Genomic DNA, 18,383 nt, shown 5'->3' with positions numbered 1-18,383 from the left:
AACACCTCGGCACGCTGCCCAACCTGGTCGCGCTGTCCGGCGCCGCCGGCTGGCTGCGGCGCCGCGCGCGGCTGCCGGCCTGGCGCATCGCCGGCGGCGTGGCGGTCGCGGCGTTCGGGATGGCGGGGCTGGTGCGTGCGACTACCCTGCCGTCGGCGCTGCTGGAACAGGGGTTCTGCATCGTCTGGTAGCGCGGCGGCCGCCCCGGTGTCACTCCCGCGGCTGCCCCGTGGCCGGCATGTAGGTCGGCACCGGGATGCGGCGCCGCTCGCGGGTCAGGCAGTAGTTAGGCCCGCCCAGCCGGCCCACCGGGGCGAAGCGCCCGACGTCCACGCGCAGCGCCTGTTCGTCCAGCAGGTCGTCGCGGAAGTTCATCGCCAGGATCTCGCCGAAGACGATGGCCCGCTGGGTCGAGATGTCCAGGATGCGGAACAGCCGGCATTCCCACGAGATCGGCGCCTCGGCGATGCGCGGCACCCGCACGGCGGTACAGGGCGCCAGCGTGAAGCCCACCGCCTCGGCCTCCGAGACGTGCGCGGGAAAATCGCTGCCGCACTGCACCGCCTGGTCGACGATGGCCTCGTCCACCATGTTCACCACGAACTCCTCGTGTTCGCGGATGTTGCGCAGCGTGTCCTTGGCCTCGCCCGGCCGGTGGCTTTCCTGTCCGTAGGCGACCACGGCGATGGCGAATAGGGGCGGATCCTCGCCCATGTAGTTGAAGGCGCTGAACGGCGCGGCATTGCACAGGCTGTCCGCATCCAGGCTGGTGACCAGCGCGATGGGCCGGGGCCCGACGCTGCCGGTGATCAGCCAGTAGCGCTGCATCTCGCTCAGTCCGGCCATCGATACGTGTTTCATGCGATTACTCCAGGTGCCATGTGCGAAGCGCGGGTTCACAGACCCACGTAGCGCTGCCAGATGGCCGGGTCGGCGCCGAGTTCCCCCGAGCTGCCTTCCCACGCCACGCGTCCGCGTTCGATGATAGTGTGCCGATCCGCGATGCCGATCAGGCGCTCGACGTATTTGTCGATCACCAGCAGCGTCTGCCCGGCGCGCCGCAGCGCGGCCAGGCAGTCCCAGATCTCCTGCCGGATCAGTGGCGCCAGGCCCTCGGTGGCTTCGTCCAGGATCAGCAGGTGCGGGTTGGTCATCAAGGCGCGGCCGATGGCCAGCATCTGCTGCTCGCCGCCCGACAACTGGTTGCCCATGTTCCGCTCGCGTTCGCGCAGGCGCGGAAACAGGGCGTAGATCCGGTCCAGCGTCCAGGGCTCGGCCTGGCGGCTGCGGTTGGCGGCGAAGGCCGTCAGGTTCTCGCGCACGCTCAGGTTGGGGAAGATCTGCCGGCCCTCCGGGACGACCGCGATGCCCAGGCGGCCGATGCGGTGCGGCGACAGGCGCTCGATGCGCTGGCCCAGAAAGCGCACCTCGCCGCCGCGCGACGGCGTCAGGCCCAGCAGCGTCCGCACCGTGGTGGTCTTGCCCATGCCGTTGCGTCCCAGCAGGGTGCGCATCGTGCCCGCGCCGATGTCCAGCGATACGTCGAACAGCACCTGGCTGCTGCCATAGGCGGCCTGCAGCCCTTTCACTTCCAATACCGGTTCCATGGGGCGTCTCCTGTTTTCATGCCGCTCGTACGGTGGCCTCGTCGCCCAGGTAGGCGCGGCACACGTCGGCGTTGCGGCGGATCGCTTCCGGCGAGCCGGTGGCGATCACGCGTCCATAGACCAGGACCGAGAGGCGATCGGCCAGGCGGAACACGGCATGCATGTCGTGCTCGACCAGCAGCATGGTGACCTCGCCGCGCAGGCCCAGCAGCAGTTCCACCATTGCTTCGGATTCCTCGGGCCCCATTCCGGCCATGGGTTCGTCCAGCAGCAGCAGGCTGGGTGACGTGGCCAGCGCCAGGGCCACCTCCAGCTTGCGCTGCTCCCCATGGGACAGGCTGTGCGTAAGCGCATCCGCGCGGGCGGCCAGGCCGACCCGGTCGAGCGCCTGCCGGGCCTGCGCATACACGCCGGCCTCGCGCCGCACCGGCCGCCAGCATCCGGCGGCGCCGCCGGTGCGCGCCTGCACCGCCATTGCCACGTTGTCCAGCACGCTGAAGGCCTTGAACACGCTGGTGATCTGATAAGAGCGCGCCAGCCCCAGGCGCACGCGCCGGTGCATGGGGAGCTGGGTGATGTCGGCGCCATCCAGCCAGATCCGGCCGGCGTCCGGCCGCAGCGCGCCGGAGATCTGGTGAATCAGGGTGGTCTTGCCCGCGCCGTTGGGGCCGATCAGGGCGTGCATCTCGCCGGCCCTGACCTCGAAGCTGGCCTGGTCCGTGGCCGTCAGCCCGCCGAACCGCTTGACCAGTCCCGCCACGCGCAGCTTGCAGGAATCAGCCATGGCGCCACCTCGTGGCCAGGCTGAGCGCGCCGTTGCGGGCGTACAGCACCGCGGCCAGCAGCAGGATGCCCAGCGGCAGCTGCCAGTACAGGGTCAGGCCCGACAGGTATTCTTCCGCCGCCAGCAGCAGCGCGGCGCCCACCACGCCGCCGTACAGATAGCCCACCCCGCCCAGGATGACCATGATCATCAGCGAGCCCGACTGGGTCCAGTACATCAGGCCGGGGCTGACCATGCCGGCCTGGTTCGCGACCAGCGCGCCCGCCAGCCCCGCCGCCCCGCCGGCGATGACGAAGGCCGCGAGCTTGATGCGGAACACCGGATAGCCGATGGCCTCCATGCGTGTCTCGTTCTCGCGGATGGCCTGCAACGCGCGGCCGAAGCGGGCGTTGACCAGGCGCTGCATCAACCACATGGCCACGGCCAGGATGGCCAGCACGACGTAATAGAAGGTCAGGTCGGACGAGGCGTCCAGGCCGAACGGCAGAACCGAACGGGTCGGCAGGGGCATGCCGTCGTCGCCGCCGTAGGCGTTCAGCGACACGAACACGTAGTACAGCATCTGCGCGAACGCCAGGGTGATCATGATGAAGTACACCCCGCGCGTGCGCAGGCTGACCACGCCGATCAGCCAGGCCGCCAGCGCGGCCGCCGCCGTCGCCGCCGGCCAGGCGATCCAGGCCGCGTCCACGCCGGCATCCATCAGGATGGCCACCGTGTAGGCGCCTATGCCCAGGAAGGCCGCGTGGCCGAAACAGACCATGCCGCCGAAGCCCATGACGAGGTTCAGGCTGGTCGCCGCCAGCGCGAAGATCATGATGCGCGCGGCCAGGTCGACGTAGAAGCCCTGGCCCAGCCAGTCCGCGCCCAGCGGAAAGGCCACGGCCAGCGCCAGCAGGATGGCGCCGGTCCGCCGGCCCAGGATTTGGTCCAGTGGTGCCATGGTTACCCCCGTGCAGGAAACAGGCCCTGCGGTTTCCAGAACAGCACGGCCGCCATCAGGACATAGATCAGGATCGACGCCAGCGTCGGTCCCAGGTTCGAGGCGACGGCGGGCGAGAACACCGTGCCCAGCGCGTCGGGCACCAGCGTGCGGCCGACGGTATCGACCATGCCCACCATCAGCGAGCCGGCCAGCGCGCCGCGGATCGAGCCGATGCCGCCGATCACGACCACCACGAAAGCCAGGATCAGGATGCTCTCGCCCATGCCCACCTGGACCGACAGCAGCGGCCCCAGCAACGCGCCGGCCACGGCGCACAGCAGCGCGCCCAGGCCGAACACCAGCGTGAACAGGCGCCTGATGTCCACGCCCATGACGGTCGCCATCTCGCGGTTGGAGGCACCCGCCCGCACCCACATGCCGACGCGCGTGCGCGCCACCACCAGGTACAGCAGCAGGGCCACCGCCAGGCCCACGCCTATCACCAGCAGGCGATAGGACGGATACTGGATGCCGGCCCCCAGGTCGACCGGGCCCGAGAACAGTTCGGGCAGCGCCAGCCGGCGCGGCTGCGGGCTCCAGATCATGCGCACGACTTCGTTGCCGATCAGGATCAGCGCGAACGTCGCCAGCACCTGCGACAGGTGATCGCGCTGGTACAGCGTGCGCAGCACGGTCATCTCCAGCAGCATGCCGATGGCCGCCGTGGCCAGCATCGCCACCAGCATCGCCAGCAGGAACGACCCGGTGGGCTCGACCAGCGCGGCGGTCAGGTAGGCGCCGAACATGTACAGCGAACCGTGGGCCAGGTTGATCATGTCCATGATGCCGAACACCAGCGTCAGCCCGGCGGCCAGCAGGAACAGCATCAGGCCGAACTGGACGCCGTTCAGCGCGGACTCGATGACCGTGCTCATGAGCCGCCTCGCCTTGCCTTCGCGGCCAGCGCCGCCCCCAGTTGACGGGCAAGCTGGCGCGCGGTTTCGTTCAGCAGGTTGCCGCCGGCGTCGAAGGCGTGCTGGGCCTGCGGCAGCAGCACTTCGTCGGGCAGCACGATCGCGCCCATCTTGTTGAAGATGCCGCGCGCGTGGGTGACCGAGCGTATGCCGCCGAAGGGGCTCATCGAGGCCGCCAGCAGCGCCACCGTCTTGCCCCGGTAGGGCAGCAGGCCGTCCTCGCCGTTGATCGGGCGCGAGCACCAGTCCAGCGCGTTCTTGAGCAGGGCGGTGACCGATCCGTTGTACTCGGGGGTGGCCACCAGCAGGCCGTCGTGGCCGGCGATGAGGCTGCGCAGGACCAGCGCGTTGTCGGGTACGCCGGACTGCATTTCGTCGTCGCCGTCGTAGATCGGCATGGGGTAGTCGCGCAGGTCGACCTGCGTGACCTCGGCGCCGGCCGCGCGGGCGCCGTCGGCCGCCACCGCCAGCAGCAGCTTGTTCAGCGACGCGCCGCGCGAGCTGCCGGCGAAAGCAAGTATCTTGGGAGCTGCCATGATTGATCCTCGTGATTCTGTCAGGGGTTCTTCATCTTGCAGGCGCCGGCATAGCTGTCGGTATGCGCCGTCATGATCTTGCCGATCGTCTTGTTGGTGACGCGGCCGGACTCGTCCTTCTGCACCACGCGCAAATAGAAGTCGTTGATCGGGAACTGGTTGGTGTTGAACTTGAAGGGGCCTCGCACGGACTCAAAGCGCGCCGCGGCGATGGCGTCGTGCAGCGCGCGCTTGTCCTCGATCTTCCCCTTCACGTCGGCCACCGCGCGGTCCAGCAGGCGCACCACGTCATAGCCCTGGAAGGCGTACATCGACGGCAGCCGGCCGTAGCGCTGCTGGAAGCGCGCGACGAAGTTGCGGTTGGCGGCATTGTCCAGGTCCCATGCCCAGTGCGACGAATTCTGCAGTCCCACCATCGCGTCGCCCAATGCCTGGATGGTGTCCTCGTCGGCGGAATAGCCTGGCACGAAGTACGGCACCTCGCGCGCCAGTCCCGCGGCCTGGAACTGCTTGATGAAGTTGATGCCCATGCCGCCCGGCAGGAAGAAGAACAGCGCATCGGGTTTCTGGGCGCGGATCCTGGCGATCTCGGAGGCGAAGTCCAGTTCGCCCAGCTTGACGTAGATCTCGTCGGCCACGGTGCCCTTGAAGGTGCGCTTGAAGCCTTCCAGGTTTTCCTTGCCGCCCGTGTAGTTGGGCGCCATGATGACCACGCGCTGGTAGCCCTTGTCGCTCATGTGGCGGCCCATGGCCTCGCTCTGCCCGTCGTTCTGCCAGGCCAGCCCGAAGAAGTACGGGTTGCACTGCGCGCCGGCCAGCGAGGCCGGGCCCGCCGCGGCGCTGATGTAGAACGTCCGGGCCGCGAAGGTGGGGGCGCCCACCGCCATCATCACGTTCGAATACACCACGCCGGTCATGAAGTCGACCTTGTCGCGCTTGATGAACTTGTCGGCCAGCTGTTTGCCGATGCCGGGATTGGCCTGGTCGTCGCCCTCGACCACCTCGACGGGCAGGCCGCCCATCCGGTTGCCGGTCTCGTCCAGGCCGAGCCGGAACCCGTCCCGGATTTCCGTTCCCAGCGCCGCCAGCGGCCCCGACAGCGTGCTGATGAAACCTATCTTCACCTTGTCCGCGGCGTGGGCGGACATTCCCAACAGCATTGCGAGCGGCAATGCGAGCCATTTGACGTGCATGATGGATACCCCTGGATGTGGAACGTTGAGATGGGAACCGGGGTGCTGCAAGAAAGGCGCCGTTCAGGCCGCCGACGGCGGGTTCCTGTATTCGATCTGGCCGCCGGGCAGGAAGAACAGCATGGTGACCATGCCGCCCGTGACGGTCGGGAAGTGCGAGCTGTCGGGCGGAAAGACCTTCCAGCCCGCGCCTGCGCCGCAGAAGCGGCCGGTCTCGTCCACGGGGCCGATCATGTTGATCTCGCCCAGCGGGTGCCGGTGGTAGTGGCCCGGCACGTTGCGCAGGCAGCCGCTTTCCACCGTGAATCCATCCGTGTCGGGCGAGGCATGCGCGATCCGCCCTCGCCGGTAGTCCGGACCGTCTATCTCCGCATAGCAGGACCAGCCTTCGCCTATGCCGCGGCGTAGCAGCGCCAGCAGGCGGGCATAGCCTTCGGTGTGCGCGCCGTAGCGCTCGTTCAAGGCCGCTTCCAGCTCGGGGCCGAGCGGGCGGCGGCCGATGAAGTCCAGCAGTTCCCTGACCGCCTGCATCATCTCGGCCTTGCTGGGGCCGGTGGGCAATTCCGATTGCGTGTTCATCGATGCTACCTGTACGTGTGGGTCCACCTTCATGTCGAGCGAATGCTAGGCACTATCGACCCGCGGCACTAGGAGCGCCGACCGTATAATCGTTCGTAGAAAAAGTATGGAAGCGCGGCCCGCCGCAGGCGTATCCTGGAAAGCTCGCCATGGACCTGATTTCCTCGCTCCTCGCTTTCCTGCGCGTCGCGGAAACCGGCTCGTTCTCGGTGGTCGCCAACGAACGCGGCGTCACCCAGCCCGCCGTTTCCCGGCAGGTGCGCGCGCTGGAAGAACACGTCGGCATGCGGCTGGTCCAGCGCAGCACGACCGGCGTGGTGCTGACCGAGGAAGGGCGCAACCTGCTGCCCGCCGCCCGCAGCCTGGTCGAGGCCGCCGAGAGCCTGAGCGTGTCCGCCAGTCCGGACCAGGCCCGGCCCACCGGCAAGGTCCGGCTCAGCCTGCCCGCGCCGCTGGCCCTGCACATCTGCAACCACGTGCGCGACCTGCTCGACAGCCATCCCGGCCTGAGCCTGGACATGGTGGTGCGCGACAGCACCAGCAACCTGATCGAGGACGGCCTGGACCTGGAAGTGCGCCTGGGGCCCATCGACGACAGTTCGCTGATCTCGCGGCGGGTGGGCATGACTTCGGCCTTCCTGGTGGCCGCGCCGTCCTACCTGGCCGGCCGGACCGCGCCCCGGTCGCCCCAGGACCTGCGCCACCACGAGTGCGTGGTCTACAGCCGCTGGGGCAAGGACGATACCTGGTGGTTCGAGGCCGCCGAGGGGCAGTTCTCGGTGAACGTGCCGTGCCGGCTGCGGGCGAACAATGCATCGGCCGTGCACCAGGCCGTGCTGGGCGGCAACGGCATCGCCATCCTGTCGCACCTGATGGTGGCCGACGACCTGGACGCGGGGCGGCTGGTCTCGCTATTGCCGGAGTTCCCGCCGGCTCGCCTGCCGCTCTACATCGTCTATCCGTCGCGCCGCAACCTGCCGCTGCGCACGCGCGTCGTCATCGAGTTCATCGCCGAACTGCTCAGGGCCGATCCGGCCATGCGCGACAGGACGCCATGGCCGGGGCCGGCCGGCGGTCTGCCGCCAGCGGGGAACGGGCAGGGCGCCGTCGGCGCCGCGCTGACGTCGGTGGAGGCGGCCGGCCGGGGCGCCGACCGCTGTTAGGGCCTGTGCGGGCCTCGTTGCAGCGGGAGCAGGCCCTAGGCTTCAGGCCCGCGTATCCACCAGCGAGCCGGCGGCGCCGGAGCCGGACCGCTCGAGTTCCTTGGCCAGCTCGGACATCGCCGTCTGCAGCGCGCCGGCCAGGCTGTTGATGCGTGACTGCGCGGAGGCCATGGCCCGAGCCTTGGCTTCGGCCGACATCGAACTGGCGCGCACGCGCTCCATTTCCGCCTGGGCCTGCGCCAGTTGCTTCTGCAGCTCCTTGATGCGCTTCTTCAGCGCCTTCACCGCGAAGGAATCGCTGCTGTCGCCGCTGTCCGCCTCGGCGGCCTTGGCCTTCGCCTTTTCGCCGGCCGGCGCGCCCAGGCCCCGCAGGACGGCCGAGGCATCGGCCGCAGGGGCGTTCGCCTGACCATTCATGTCGCCCGACAGCCGCAGGTGCGAGTTCGACAGCGAAGCGGAAATGGGCGTTACGGGCGGCATGGCATCGGGTTCGGATGGAGCATGGCCGGATTAACGGCCCCGCTACCCGGGACTTGAGGCAAACACCGCATCAGATGTGCATGCCGCCGTCGGCCATGAAGACGCTGCCGGTGGAAAAGCTGCCTTGCGGCGAAGCCAGGAACAGCACCGTCTGCGCGATTTCCTCGACACGCGCGTGGCGGCCCAGCGGAATGGCCTCGTCCAGCATCCGGGTGGCGTCCAGGCCCAGCACCTCGCCCAGCCGGCGTTCGATGTCCGCCTGGAAGTCGTTGGCGATGGGGCCGGGAGCGACGACGTTGACGCGTATGCCGCGGCCGGCGGCTTCCTTGGCGGCCACGCGCATCAGGCCGATCAGCGCGTGCTTGGAGGTGGCGTAGGCGCACACGCCGGGGTCGGCCGTCACGCCCATGACGCTGGAGACGATGACGATGCTGCCGCCGTCGGCCATGCGGGGCAGGGCATGCTTGCAAGCCAGAAAGGTGCCCTTGACGTTGACGGCCATGACCGCGTCGAACACGTCGTCGGGGTAGTCGGCGATGGGCCGGATGGCGCCGTTGATGCCGGCATTGCAGACCAGCACGTCCAGCCGCCCCCAGCGCCGCAGCGCGTCGTCGACGTAGGCGCGGGCCTGCCCCGGGTCGGTGGCGTCGCCGGCGAAGGTCGCCACCCGATCGCCGTGGCCGGCCGCCTGGGCGCGGGCGGCTTCCAGCGCGTCGGCGTGCCGGTCCACCAGCAGGACGCGCGCACCCTGTTCCAGCATGGCCAGCGCGCTGTGCAGCCCGAGGCTGCCGGCACCGCCGGTGACGATGCAGACCTGGTCTTTCATGTTCATGAGTCGTGTCCGGTGAAAAGGAGGAAGGCGTTCAGGGCAGCGGGCCCCACCGGCGGCCCGTTGCGCGCGGGCAGGCGGCCAGCAGCCGCTTGGGGATGCGGCCGTGGACGCCCTTGACGCCGTCGACCAGCTGGGTGATTTCGAAATCCACGGCCAGGCTGGCCAGCGCGTAGGCATCGGCATCGGGCAATTCACCGAAATGCCGCAGTACCGCCACCGCCTGTAAGACAGCCAGCTCGGCGGCGGCGTCCAGGTCTTCGTCCAGCCCCATGGCGATGTAGTGCTCGTCGGTCTCGGCCATGGGCCAGCGCAGGCCGCGGGCCTTGTGCAGCGCGAAGCGGAAGACGCCGGTCATCGAGGTCTCGAGCCCGGTCAGGTTGACCTCGCCGTGGCCCTGCGCCGCGTGCCCGTCGCCGACGAAGAAATCCGCGCCCGCGACCTGCACGGGCAGGTACAGCACCGCCCCCGGCCGCAGATCCTTCAGGTCCAGATTGCCGCCGAAGGGGCCGGGCGGGATCGAGGACACCTTGCGGGTGGGCGCCACGCCCATGGTGCCCATGAACGGTGCCAGCGGGATGGCGATGCGTTCGTCGAAGCGGGCGACGCCGCCCGCCACGTCATGGCGCATCAGCTTGAGCCGCGGTTCCTTCAGGAGTCCCGGCAGCGCGCCCGCGCCGGGGCGGGCGAAGTTGACGCCGTACGCGGGCTCGCGCGGCGCCACGGCCAGGATCTCCACCGCCAGCACGTCGCCAGGCTCGGCGCCTTCCACGCTGACCGGGCCGGTCAGGATGTGCGGGCCGACGTCCTTGGGCACGGTGCGCATGATCTCCAGCATCTCGGCCACCGGCCCCTCCAGGGGCAGGCCATGATGGGTGAAGAAGGCCAGCGCCTCGTCGGGCGGCAGCGGCACGCCCACGGCGTTCACCGTGTCGATGCGTACCGTGTCGCCCGGACGTATGCGCAGCGCGGGCGGCACGTCCGGCCCCAGGAAGCCCCACACCACCGTGCCGGGACCGCAGCGCAGCACATGATCGGCCACCATGTTCCCTGCCGTCATTTCCATTCGGGCTTGGGAAAGACGGCGGGCTTGACGCCGATGGCGGTCTTGGGCGAGATGGGCTGGAACACGCCGCCTTGCCATTGCCCCACGCTGGACGCCTCGGCCCACAGGCGGTTGGTCAGCTTGACGGGGCCCAGCACGGTCTCGAAGCTGCCGGTGCGGATCTGCTCGGACACGGCCTTGCGGTCGATGGAGCCCGCGCGTGTGATGGCCTGCTGCAGGATCTGCAGGGTGGCGTAGGTGACGGCGCTGCCGTTGTAGTCCGCCTCCTGCTTGAACATGGCAAGGTGCCGCTCGCGGTAGTCGCGGGTGACGGGCAGTTCGGCGCTGACGCCGCCCAGGCCCATGACGCCGTCGGCATTGGCGCCGAAGCGGTTCTTGAACATCGGGAACACCGTGCCGATCGCGGTGTAGAACACCTTGGGGTTGAAGCCCACGACCTTGGCCTGGTCGTTCAGCGCCATGGTGTCGGGTGGATAGCTGAAGGCCAGGAAGGCCTCCGGCTCGCGCCGGCGCACCTCGTTCAGGATGGTCTGCAGCTCCTGCGAACCCAGGGGGTAGCTCTGGTCGTAGACGATGTCGAACTTCGCCTTCTTCAGGCCCTCGCGCGCGGCCTTCGACAGCTCCAGGCCGAACTGGTCGGCCACGTTGACGATGGCGACCTTGCCCTTGATCTTGCCTTCCTCGCGCAGCCGCGTCAGCACGTCCACCACGCCGTTGGCGTAGTCCGTGGAGGTAAGCGTGAAGAAGAACAGATTGGACCAGCGTTCGCGCAATTGCGGAATATGGTCCGAGATCATCGTGGTGGCGAGGTGGGGGTAGTTGTGCTTGTGCAGGATGGGAGCCACCGCCAGGTTCATGGCCGTGCCCCAGGGCGGCAGGATGAAGTCCACCTTGTCCTGGTTGATGAGCCGTTCCACCGCGCGCACGGCCTCTTCCGAGTTGCTGCGGTCGTCGTACTCGAAGAACCTGACCGGCACGCGCTTGCCGCCAATCTCGATGCCGCCGGCCTGCTGCACGTCGGCCGCCCACATCTGGTAGTTGGGCAGCACCGTGGTGCTGGCCCCGCCGGCGTAGGCGCCGGTCTTGGAAATGGCGTAGCCGATGCGGATCTCGGCCGGGGCCTTGGACTGGCCCAGTGCCGGCGCCGCCAGCGCGGTGGCGGCCGCCGCCGCGAGCAAGGTCGCGAATTGCCTGCGTTGCATGATGTCGTCTCCTGGTTGTCGTTATCGGGCCCCGCAGGGCCTGTTTCAGCGGAACAAGGTATCCACGTAGGCGGCGCCCAGCCCGATCTTCTCGTAGTGCGCGCGGCACATCGCGATGTAGTCGTGCACGTCGAAATGGCCGGTGGACTGGCCCTTCTCGTCCAGCCAGATCAGCGGCCCCTTCACGATGAAGAAGACCTTCATCGGCTGCTCGTGCTCGAAGGCCACCAGCGTGTGGCCTTCGCCCGGCGTCTCGTAGACGAAGTCGCCCGCGGTGGCGATCCAGTCGTGCTCCAGGTACCCCCACTTGCCCGAGATCGTGTAGGCGAACACCTCGTGCGGATGGTAGTGGCGGTTGACCAGCCCGGCGGCATCGGCGCGCAGGATGTCGCACCAGCGGTTCTCGGAAGGCGAGATCCACAGCGGCCGCGAGGCCACCGTGTCGGTGAAGGGGACATACCACTTCCTGTCGTCGGTGGGCGCGTTGCCGATGTGCACCTCGGGCTTGGCATCGGGCTTGAACACGTCGGCGATGGGTGCGATGTCGCGCCAGAACTCGTTGCCGGCGGTCTTGAGCATGGGGGCCTCCTGGTCTTCGATGGATCGTGTCAATGTAGCGAGCGCGCCGTCCGGCCGCTTGACCCGGCGGGACGGCGAATTTGACTGGGCGCGACATGGCCGCGGCCACGGGCGCGGTCCGTACCCGAGGGTCAACCCGGGCCGGAGGGCCGGGCGGCCCGTGCTAGCATCGCCATAAGCCGCGGCGCCGCCGCCATGTTGGACGCCATCCGCCCCGTCGCCGGGCGGTCCTCCCACGGGCACGACCATGAGCACGACCCTGTCCCCTCGCGCGCAGGCATCGACCGACCAGGTGCCGTCTTCCCAGCGGCTGGCATTCTGGGAGTCGTACAACGCCTCGCAACTGATTGGCCTGACCTGTTCGACCTACGACCCGCACGGCCTGCGCGCCCAGGGCCGCGTGTTCGACGCGGACGACGTCGCCTTCACCGAGATCCGGGGCAACCAGCACGTCATCGAACGGACGCGCTCGCTGCTCAAGACCCATCCCAAGGATTCGATCTTCGCCTGCATCCTGCTCGAAGGCGACGCCTTCCTGTTCCAGTCGGGCCAGTGCTACACCGTGCGCGCCGGCGACGTCATCGTCTATTCCAACGCGATTCCCTACCTGTACGGCTTTACCGGCGACATGCGCCAGATCATCGTCGAGGTCGAGGCCGACCGCCTGTTCCGGGGCCGGCGCGAGATGCGGCCCGCGGCGCCCATCCAGGTGGACAACCGGCTGCGCACCGGCCGGCTGCTGGCCAACACGCTGCGCACCATGGCGGTGGATTTCGTCGAGCGGCCGCGCGCCGACGCCGTGCCGGGCGTGGCCGACCAGGCCCGGCACCTGCTGCGCGCGGCGGTCGATCCCGGCGCGGCGCGGGAACTGAACGACATGGCCGCATGGCGGCTGCTGCGCGCCGAGGCCTTCATCGCCGAACACCTGAACGATCCCGCGCTGGATGCAGAAAAGGTGGCGCGCGCCCTGGGCCTGTCCGTGCGGCAATTGCACCGCCTGTTCGCACACCGGGACCGCAGCGTCAGCCAATGGATCTGGGACAAGCGGCTCGAACGCGCGCACCAGGAACTGGCGGACGAGGGCAGCCGCAAGCTGTCCATCGGCGACATCGCCTATCGCTGGGGCTTCGCCAGCCAGGCGCATTTCTCGCGCGCCTTCCGTGGCCGCTACGGCATGACGCCCATGCAGCACCGGCGCGCCGGGCAAGCCTGAACGCCGGGTTCAGCCCGCCACGGGCGACCCCAGCAGCCATAGCAGGAAAGGCGCCAGGATCAGGAACACCACGGTCGAAATCAGTACCGCGCCCGCCGCGGTGTCGCCCATGTCGGTATAGCGGCGCGCGTACATATAGCTGACCACCGCGCAGGGCATGCCCATCTGCAGGGCCACGTTGCCGATCATGTCGGCCGGCAGCCCCACCAGCCATGCCGCCGCCGCGCCCGTGGCCAGGCCCGCCACGAGCCGGATGGCGCCGACGATGCCGCCCAGCTTCAGGCCGGCCGCGGGAATCAGCGCCAGGGCGTGGCCCAGCCCCAGCAGCATCAGCGGCACCGTCATGCTGCCCAGCAGCTGGGCCGACTCCATGATCCACTGCGGCGGCGTGTAGCTGAAGACCCGGCAGGCCACGGCCAGCACCGAGGCGATCAGGATGGGGCTTTTCCAGGCCGCCGGCATGCCGTCCGCGCTGGGCAGCGTGCGCACGCCCACGGTGTGCTGGATGAACGAGCACACGGCGAAGAACGCGATCGAGGTCGACAGTCCGGCGTCGCCGAAAGCCAGGTGCGTGATGGGCAGCCCCAGGTTGCCGGCGTTCGGGAAGGACGTGGTCTGGAGCAGCTTGCGCACCGGCAGCTTGCACAGCTTGAGCGCCAGCGCCGAGACGCCCATGCACAGCCCCAGCGCCAGCACCGTGGCGCCGGCCACCGTGGCCATGATCTCGTTGCTGAGCTGGGTCGTGACCAGGGTGTTGAACACCAGCGCCGGCGTGGTGACGGTAGTGGCCAGCACCGTGACGAACTGGGCCGGGAATGCGTGTCCCAGCTTGCCCCAGGTGGTGCCGACGCCGATGACCACCATGAGCGGGGCCAGCAGGCTGAGGATGGAGAAATAGATGTGGAAGACGCCCATCAGGCGGCTCCTTGCGGGAGCGGGATGGCGGGAAATGACGGCGGGGATCGGTGCATTGCGGCGCGTGGGGGCACGGGGCGGCGGGCAAAGGGTGTAACAGAGCGGAGGCCGGGGCCGGCCGCGGGTCCCCGCAAGGATAGCGCGAAACTCCGGATCCGCACCCGGCGTCAATCGAAGCCGCCGTCGGCCTCGTCGCGAAGGTTGCCTTCGACCAGGAGCAGCACCTTCCAGAACGTCCGGACCTCGTCGACGGTGGCGCCGGTGATCGACTCTTCCAGCATGTCGACCATGCGCGGCAGCAGCTTGTCGACCAGTGCCCGGCCCCGTTCGGTCAATTCGACCTGGTGCTTGCGGCGGTCGTCGGGGTCGCGGGCCCGGGTGACCAGGCCCATTCTTTCCATGTTCTCCAGCGCGGGTACGGCGGTGTTCGAGGCGATGCCCACGCGGCGGCTCAGTTCGAGCTGGGTGAGCTGGCCATGCGTGGCCAGGACGCGCAGGTAATACCAGTGGGCGATGGTGATCTTGTCCTCGTCCAAGATGTCCTGGGCCTTGGCGGTGTACAGGCGGTGCAGTGTGCGGATGACCCAGGCGATCGTGCGGTCGCGCTCATCGAAATGCTCGTGTCCCGGGGGGGCTCTGCGCTTCGTGGATGTCGATCGGGTCCCGGTCTTCTTCGTACTAGCTGGTTTCATGCAAACGGTTTCCTGGCCGGCTGCCGGCGTCTGCCGCAATGATGCCTGCAAACCCGGCGCAATGAAAAACGCCGTTGTCGAAACAGGCGGTATTTTCCCTAGGGGCCTTGTCTTTTGATCCGTGTCGTGAATTAATTCGATCTAGAACGAATTAATTCACGACACGGATCGGAGGCTGTCATGCAGGAACGTTTGCCGTTGTGGGAGGCCGCGCGCCGGGAGATGGAGGAGTACCGCTTTGTTGCGGACGCCAGTGTCCAGCCTCGGTGGGATATTCCCGCCACGATCGCCATCAACACCGCGGTGGCGGCGCGCCTGGACGAGGGGGCGGGCCATTCGTCCATCCAGCACTATGTCGATGCCGCGTCCGACGTCATCGAGGCCGGCGCCTGCGGCGTGCATCTGGACTTTACGTGGGTGGTGGACGAGCGGGGCCGGCGGTTGGATCGGGACATTCCACCGGTCGAAGCCTACTCGCTCGTGCTCGATCCGCTGCGTCGGCGCTTTGGCACCGACTTCGTCCCCAATCTGAACATCCTGAACGGCGAATCCTTCGACGTATGCGTCAGTCCGGCCCGCGCGGGGTTGGCCGAGGTCGCGCCATGCGCCTCGGGACATCCGGATGCCTTCATGATTCCCGCCGTCCAGGCCTTGGAGGAACATGGCGTCAAACCGGAAATCGCCATTCATAGTTCGGGCGAGATCGAGCTGGCCAAGCGCAAGCTGATCGACACGGGCATTCTGAAGAAGCCGTACAACTGGATCGTGCTGTACGGCTTGCCCTTCGACGTGGGCAGGACGCTCATTTCCGGCACCTGGGTAAGCGACGCGCAGGACATGAGCCGACATCTGTTCCTGATGGTTGACCAGATCCGCAAGATCGACCCGGATAGCGTCATCACCGTATGTGCCGCGGGGCGCGCGTCGCTCTACATGACCACGCTGGCCACGATGATGGGACTGCACATCCGTGTCGGCACCGAGGACACGCCGTGGAAACACCCGCATCGCGACGAGCGGCTAAAGAGCAATCTGGAGATGTTCGGCATGGCTCGCGACATCGCGGGACTGCTGGGCCGCACGCCGGCTTCCGCCAACCAATACCGGGCGCTCGTCGGGCTGCCCGCCAAGCCATGAACAGTCGGCGGCCAAGGCGGCCGCCTCCCAGGAGGCATCCCATGAAAACCATGTTGTCCAGCCTGTCCGTCGCCGGCCTGGCGTGCGCGCTGTCGGCGCCGGGCCTCGCACTGTCGCAGGAAGCTTATCCCGCCAAACCCATTCATCTCGTGGTTCCGTTCCCGGCGGGTAGTGGCGGCGACGTGCAGGGACGCCTGCTGGGAACCATGCTACAGAAGGAGCTGGGGCAGACGGTCGTGGTAGAGAACCGGCCGGGCGCGGGCGGCAATATCGGCGCGCAGTACGTGGCGCGTGCGGCAGCCGACGGCTATACCTTGCTGTATGGCACCAACGGCACCCACGCTATCAACAAGTCCCTCTACGGCGCCGCTACGGGCTTTGATCCGGTCAAGGATTTCGCCGCCATCGCGCAATTCACCAAACTGCCCCTGATCGTCGTGGTGCGCTCCGATTTCCCCGCCACCACCATGCCCGAGCTGCTCCGTCTCCTGAAGGACAACCCCGGCAAGTATGTCTACGGCTCGGGCGGCAATGGCACCACGTCGCACTTGGCCGCCGAGATGCTGGCGGCCAAGGCGGGCATCAGGATGGTGCACGTGCCGTACAACGGCAACGCGGCATCGCTCAAGGACCTGATGGGCGGACAAATATCGCTGATGATCGATGTCATGCCCATTCCCCTGCCCATGGTCAGGAACGGCCGGTTGCGCGGCCTGGCCGTCAGCAGTCCGGTGCGTTCGCCCCAGGTACCGGAGCTTCCCACCCTGGCCGAGAGCGGAGTCGCGGACTTCAGCGTCATGGCCTGGGACGGCCTGTGGGCGCCCGCCGGCACCTCGGTCGCCATCGTCGATCGCCTGAACGCAGCGGTGAACCGTGCCCTGGCCACGCCGGAGATTCGGCAGACGCTGAATGAGCGCGCGGTCGAGGCGGCCGGTGGGTCTCCCGCCGAATTCCGCACCCACGTAGAAGCGGAACTGCAAGCCTGGGGAGATGCGGTGCGGCGGTCCAACGCCAGGGTAGATTGAGCCGGGCCGAGACATTCGGTTGCATGAGCAACACACGCACGGAATGCGTGCCCACTAGAATCGATCCATCGGCATACCCGCGAAGAGGCTCACGATGGCGGCAGCGCAAGAGGGCGGCACTCCCCTGAAACGCGTGATGGGGCCCAAGTTGTTGCTACTGTTCATCGTGGGGGACATCCTGGGCACCGGCGTCTATGCCCTGACCGGCCAGGTGGCCGGCGAAGTGGGCGGGGCGGCCTGGGCGCCCTTCCTGGCCGCCTTCCTGATCGCGCTGCTTACCGCCTTCTCGTATCTCGAACTCGTCACGAAGTATCCCCGCGCGGCGGGCGCCGCGCTGTACGTACACAAGGCCTTCGGCCTGCACTTCCTGACCTTCATCATCTGCTTCACCGTGATGTGCTCGGGCCTGACCTCGGCCTCGACCGCTTCGCAGGCCTTCGCCGCCAACCTGTTCGTGTCCCTGGGCATCGACGCCAGTCCCACGCTGACCACGCTGGGCGCGGTGGGTTTCATGCTGCTGGTCATGTGCGTCAACCTGCGCGGCGTGTCCGAAAGCGTCAAGACCAACGTGGTGCTGACCCTGGTCGAACTGAGCGGCCTGCTGCTGGTGATACTGCTGGGTTTCTATGCGATCGCGGGCGGGCAGGCCGACTTCTCGCGCGTGGTGGCCTTCGATACGCCCGAGGACAAGAGTGTCTTCCTGGCCATCACCTCGGCCACCGCGCTGGCCTTCTACGCCATGGTGGGCTTCGAGGACTCGGTCAACATGGCCGAGGAAACCCACGACCCCAACCGCATCTTCCCCAAGGTGCTGCTGACCGGGCTGGGGCTGACGGCCACCATCTACGTGCTGGTGTCCATCTGCGCCGTGGCGCTGATACCCGTGGGCGAACTGGCCTCCAGCTCCACGCCGCTGGTGCTGGTGGTCAAGCGCGCCGCGCCCGGCCTGCCCATGGAAGTGATCATGCCCGTCATCTCCATGTTCGCGGTCGCCAACTCGGCGCTGATCAACATGATGATGGCCAGCCGCCTGTTGTACGGCATGTCGCGCCAGGGCGTGCTGCCTTCCTTTCTTTCGCACGTGCACGCGCGCACGCAGACGCCGTGGACCGCCATCCTGTTCACCACCGTGCTGGCGGTGGGCCTGATCGTGCTGGTGTCCGCGGCCAGCGACTCCGAGGCCATCCGCGCGCTGGGCGGCACCACGGCCCTGCTGCTGCTGGGCGTGTTCGCGTTCGTCAACGTCGCGGTGCTGCTGCTGCGCGGCGACCGCGTCGGGCATCCGCATTTCCGCACCTGGACGCCGCTGGCCGTGCTGGGAGCGGTGGTGTGCCTGTTCATGGTCACGCCCTTCACCGGCCGCGATCCCATCCAGTACGAGGTGGCTGGCTGGCTGCTGGCCCTGGGGGTGGTGATGTGGGGCGTGACCTTCCTGGCGCGGCGACGGGAAGCGGCGCGCCTGGATCCGGAAAGCCTGGGCTGAC

At 68.2% G+C, this 18,383-nt stretch carries 20 protein-coding genes and 1 pseudogene; 6 read left to right on the top strand and 15 right to left on the bottom strand.

The window, feature by feature from the left end; all coding sequences use genetic code 11:
- Window positions 1–191 (top strand): annotated as a pseudogene (locus CDO46_RS28225) (sulfite exporter TauE/SafE family protein); the annotation flags it as partial.
- A gap of 19 nt (window positions 192–210) precedes the next feature.
- Here CDO46_RS28225 and CDO46_RS00535 read toward each other — a convergent pair.
- The 8 genes from CDO46_RS00535 to CDO46_RS00500 all read right to left on the bottom strand — a co-directional run bounded on the left by CDO46_RS00535 (window position 211) and on the right by CDO46_RS00500 (window position 6,598).
- Window positions 211–861, bottom strand: a complete 651-nt coding sequence (locus CDO46_RS00535) for a flavin reductase family protein (RefSeq protein WP_087836625.1) — start codon at window positions 859–861, stop codon at window positions 211–213.
- Between the two features lie 35 nt (window positions 862–896).
- A complete protein-coding gene (locus tag CDO46_RS00530) occupies window positions 897–1,607 on the bottom strand; it encodes an ABC transporter ATP-binding protein (protein ID WP_087836624.1) in 711 nt (236 codons plus the stop codon).
- 16 nt (window positions 1,608–1,623) lie between these two features.
- Window positions 1,624–2,391 (bottom strand): ABC transporter ATP-binding protein, encoded by a 768-nt coding sequence (locus tag CDO46_RS00525; RefSeq protein ID WP_087836623.1) that lies wholly within the window; start codon window positions 2,389–2,391, stop codon window positions 1,624–1,626.
- Window positions 2,384–3,334, bottom strand: a complete 951-nt coding sequence (locus CDO46_RS00520; protein WP_087836622.1) for a branched-chain amino acid ABC transporter permease — start codon at window positions 3,332–3,334, stop codon at window positions 2,384–2,386. Before CDO46_RS00520 ends, CDO46_RS00525 begins: the two co-directional genes overlap by 8 nt.
- Before the next feature lie 2 nt (window positions 3,335–3,336).
- Window positions 3,337–4,251, bottom strand: a complete 915-nt coding sequence (locus CDO46_RS00515) for a branched-chain amino acid ABC transporter permease (RefSeq protein ID WP_087836621.1) — start codon at window positions 4,249–4,251, stop codon at window positions 3,337–3,339.
- Window positions 4,248–4,826 (bottom strand): NADPH-dependent FMN reductase, encoded by a 579-nt coding sequence (locus tag CDO46_RS00510; protein WP_087836620.1) that lies wholly within the window; start codon window positions 4,824–4,826, stop codon window positions 4,248–4,250. Before CDO46_RS00510 ends, CDO46_RS00515 begins: the two co-directional genes overlap by 4 nt.
- A gap of 20 nt (window positions 4,827–4,846) precedes the next feature.
- Window positions 4,847–5,974 carry an ABC transporter substrate-binding protein gene (locus tag CDO46_RS00505; protein ID WP_254914533.1) on the bottom strand — a complete coding sequence of 376 codons (1,128 nt, stop codon included), beginning with the start codon at window positions 5,972–5,974 and terminating at the stop codon, window positions 4,847–4,849.
- A 108-nt stretch (window positions 5,975–6,082) separates the two neighbouring features.
- The gene (locus CDO46_RS00500) at window positions 6,083–6,598 is read right to left on the bottom strand and encodes a DUF4863 family protein (RefSeq protein WP_254914532.1); all 516 of its coding nucleotides are present in this window, start codon (window positions 6,596–6,598) and stop codon (window positions 6,083–6,085) included.
- 149 nt (window positions 6,599–6,747) lie between these two features.
- Between CDO46_RS00500 and CDO46_RS00495 the strand changes: the two genes are divergently transcribed.
- Window positions 6,748–7,761, top strand: a complete 1,014-nt coding sequence (locus CDO46_RS00495; RefSeq protein ID WP_087836617.1) for a LysR family transcriptional regulator — start codon at window positions 6,748–6,750, stop codon at window positions 7,759–7,761.
- A 42-nt stretch (window positions 7,762–7,803) separates the two neighbouring features.
- Here CDO46_RS00495 and CDO46_RS00490 read toward each other — a convergent pair whose 3' ends face one another.
- The 5 genes from CDO46_RS00490 to CDO46_RS00470 form a co-directional block, all read right to left on the bottom strand.
- The gene (locus CDO46_RS00490) at window positions 7,804–8,241 is read right to left on the bottom strand and encodes a hypothetical protein (RefSeq protein WP_087836616.1); all 438 of its coding nucleotides are present in this window, start codon (window positions 8,239–8,241) and stop codon (window positions 7,804–7,806) included.
- Window positions 8,242–8,311: 70 nt separating this feature from the next.
- Complete coding sequence (locus CDO46_RS00485) at window positions 8,312–9,073, bottom strand: SDR family NAD(P)-dependent oxidoreductase (RefSeq protein WP_087836615.1); 762 nt, start codon at window positions 9,071–9,073, stop codon at window positions 8,312–8,314.
- A 31-nt stretch (window positions 9,074–9,104) separates the two neighbouring features.
- On the bottom strand, window positions 9,105–10,130 hold the full coding sequence (locus CDO46_RS00480) for an acetamidase/formamidase family protein (protein ID WP_176400621.1): 1,026 nt from the start codon (window positions 10,128–10,130) through the stop codon (window positions 9,105–9,107).
- Complete coding sequence (locus CDO46_RS00475; protein ID WP_087836613.1) at window positions 10,127–11,338, bottom strand: amino acid ABC transporter substrate-binding protein; 1,212 nt, start codon at window positions 11,336–11,338, stop codon at window positions 10,127–10,129. Before CDO46_RS00475 ends, CDO46_RS00480 begins: the two co-directional genes overlap by 4 nt.
- 45 nt (window positions 11,339–11,383) lie before the next feature.
- Window positions 11,384–11,917: a 2,4'-dihydroxyacetophenone dioxygenase family protein gene (locus tag CDO46_RS00470; RefSeq protein ID WP_087836612.1), complete on the bottom strand. Its 534-nt coding sequence runs from the start codon at window positions 11,915–11,917 to the stop codon at window positions 11,384–11,386.
- A 247-nt stretch (window positions 11,918–12,164) separates the two neighbouring features.
- Between CDO46_RS00470 and CDO46_RS00465 the strand changes: the two genes are divergently transcribed.
- The gene (locus CDO46_RS00465) at window positions 12,165–13,130 is read left to right on the top strand and encodes a helix-turn-helix domain-containing protein (protein ID WP_087836611.1); all 966 of its coding nucleotides are present in this window, start codon (window positions 12,165–12,167) and stop codon (window positions 13,128–13,130) included.
- Window positions 13,131–13,139: 9 nt separating this feature from the next.
- Here CDO46_RS00465 and CDO46_RS00460 read toward each other — a convergent pair whose 3' ends face one another.
- The gene (locus CDO46_RS00460) at window positions 13,140–14,045 is read right to left on the bottom strand and encodes an AEC family transporter (protein ID WP_087836610.1); all 906 of its coding nucleotides are present in this window, start codon (window positions 14,043–14,045) and stop codon (window positions 13,140–13,142) included.
- Window positions 14,046–14,212: 167 nt separating this feature from the next.
- Window positions 14,213–14,737, bottom strand: a complete 525-nt coding sequence (locus tag CDO46_RS00455; protein ID WP_087836609.1) for a MarR family winged helix-turn-helix transcriptional regulator — start codon at window positions 14,735–14,737, stop codon at window positions 14,213–14,215.
- A gap of 180 nt (window positions 14,738–14,917) precedes the next feature.
- Here CDO46_RS00455 and CDO46_RS00450 point away from each other — a divergent pair, with 180 nt between their 5' ends.
- The 3 genes from CDO46_RS00450 to CDO46_RS00440 all read left to right on the top strand — a co-directional run bounded on the left by CDO46_RS00450 (window position 14,918) and on the right by CDO46_RS00440 (window position 18,382).
- On the top strand, window positions 14,918–15,874 hold the full coding sequence (locus CDO46_RS00450; protein WP_087836608.1) for a 3-keto-5-aminohexanoate cleavage protein: 957 nt from the start codon (window positions 14,918–14,920) through the stop codon (window positions 15,872–15,874).
- A gap of 41 nt (window positions 15,875–15,915) precedes the next feature.
- Entirely contained in the window at window positions 15,916–16,899 is a 984-nt protein-coding gene (locus tag CDO46_RS00445; protein ID WP_243724690.1) for a tripartite tricarboxylate transporter substrate binding protein, read from the top strand.
- A 94-nt stretch (window positions 16,900–16,993) separates the two neighbouring features.
- Window positions 16,994–18,382 (top strand): APC family permease, encoded by a 1,389-nt coding sequence (locus tag CDO46_RS00440; protein WP_087836607.1) that lies wholly within the window; start codon window positions 16,994–16,996, stop codon window positions 18,380–18,382.
- Window position 18,383: the final 1 nt, after the last annotated feature.

This window comes from Pigmentiphaga sp. NML030171 (assembly GCF_002188635.1).
GTDB classification, from domain to species: Bacteria; Pseudomonadota; Gammaproteobacteria; order Burkholderiales; family Burkholderiaceae_B; genus Pigmentiphaga; species Pigmentiphaga daeguensis.
The sequence above is the reverse complement of the archived record's forward strand: the minus strand, read 5'-3'. Positions and strand labels throughout refer to the sequence as shown.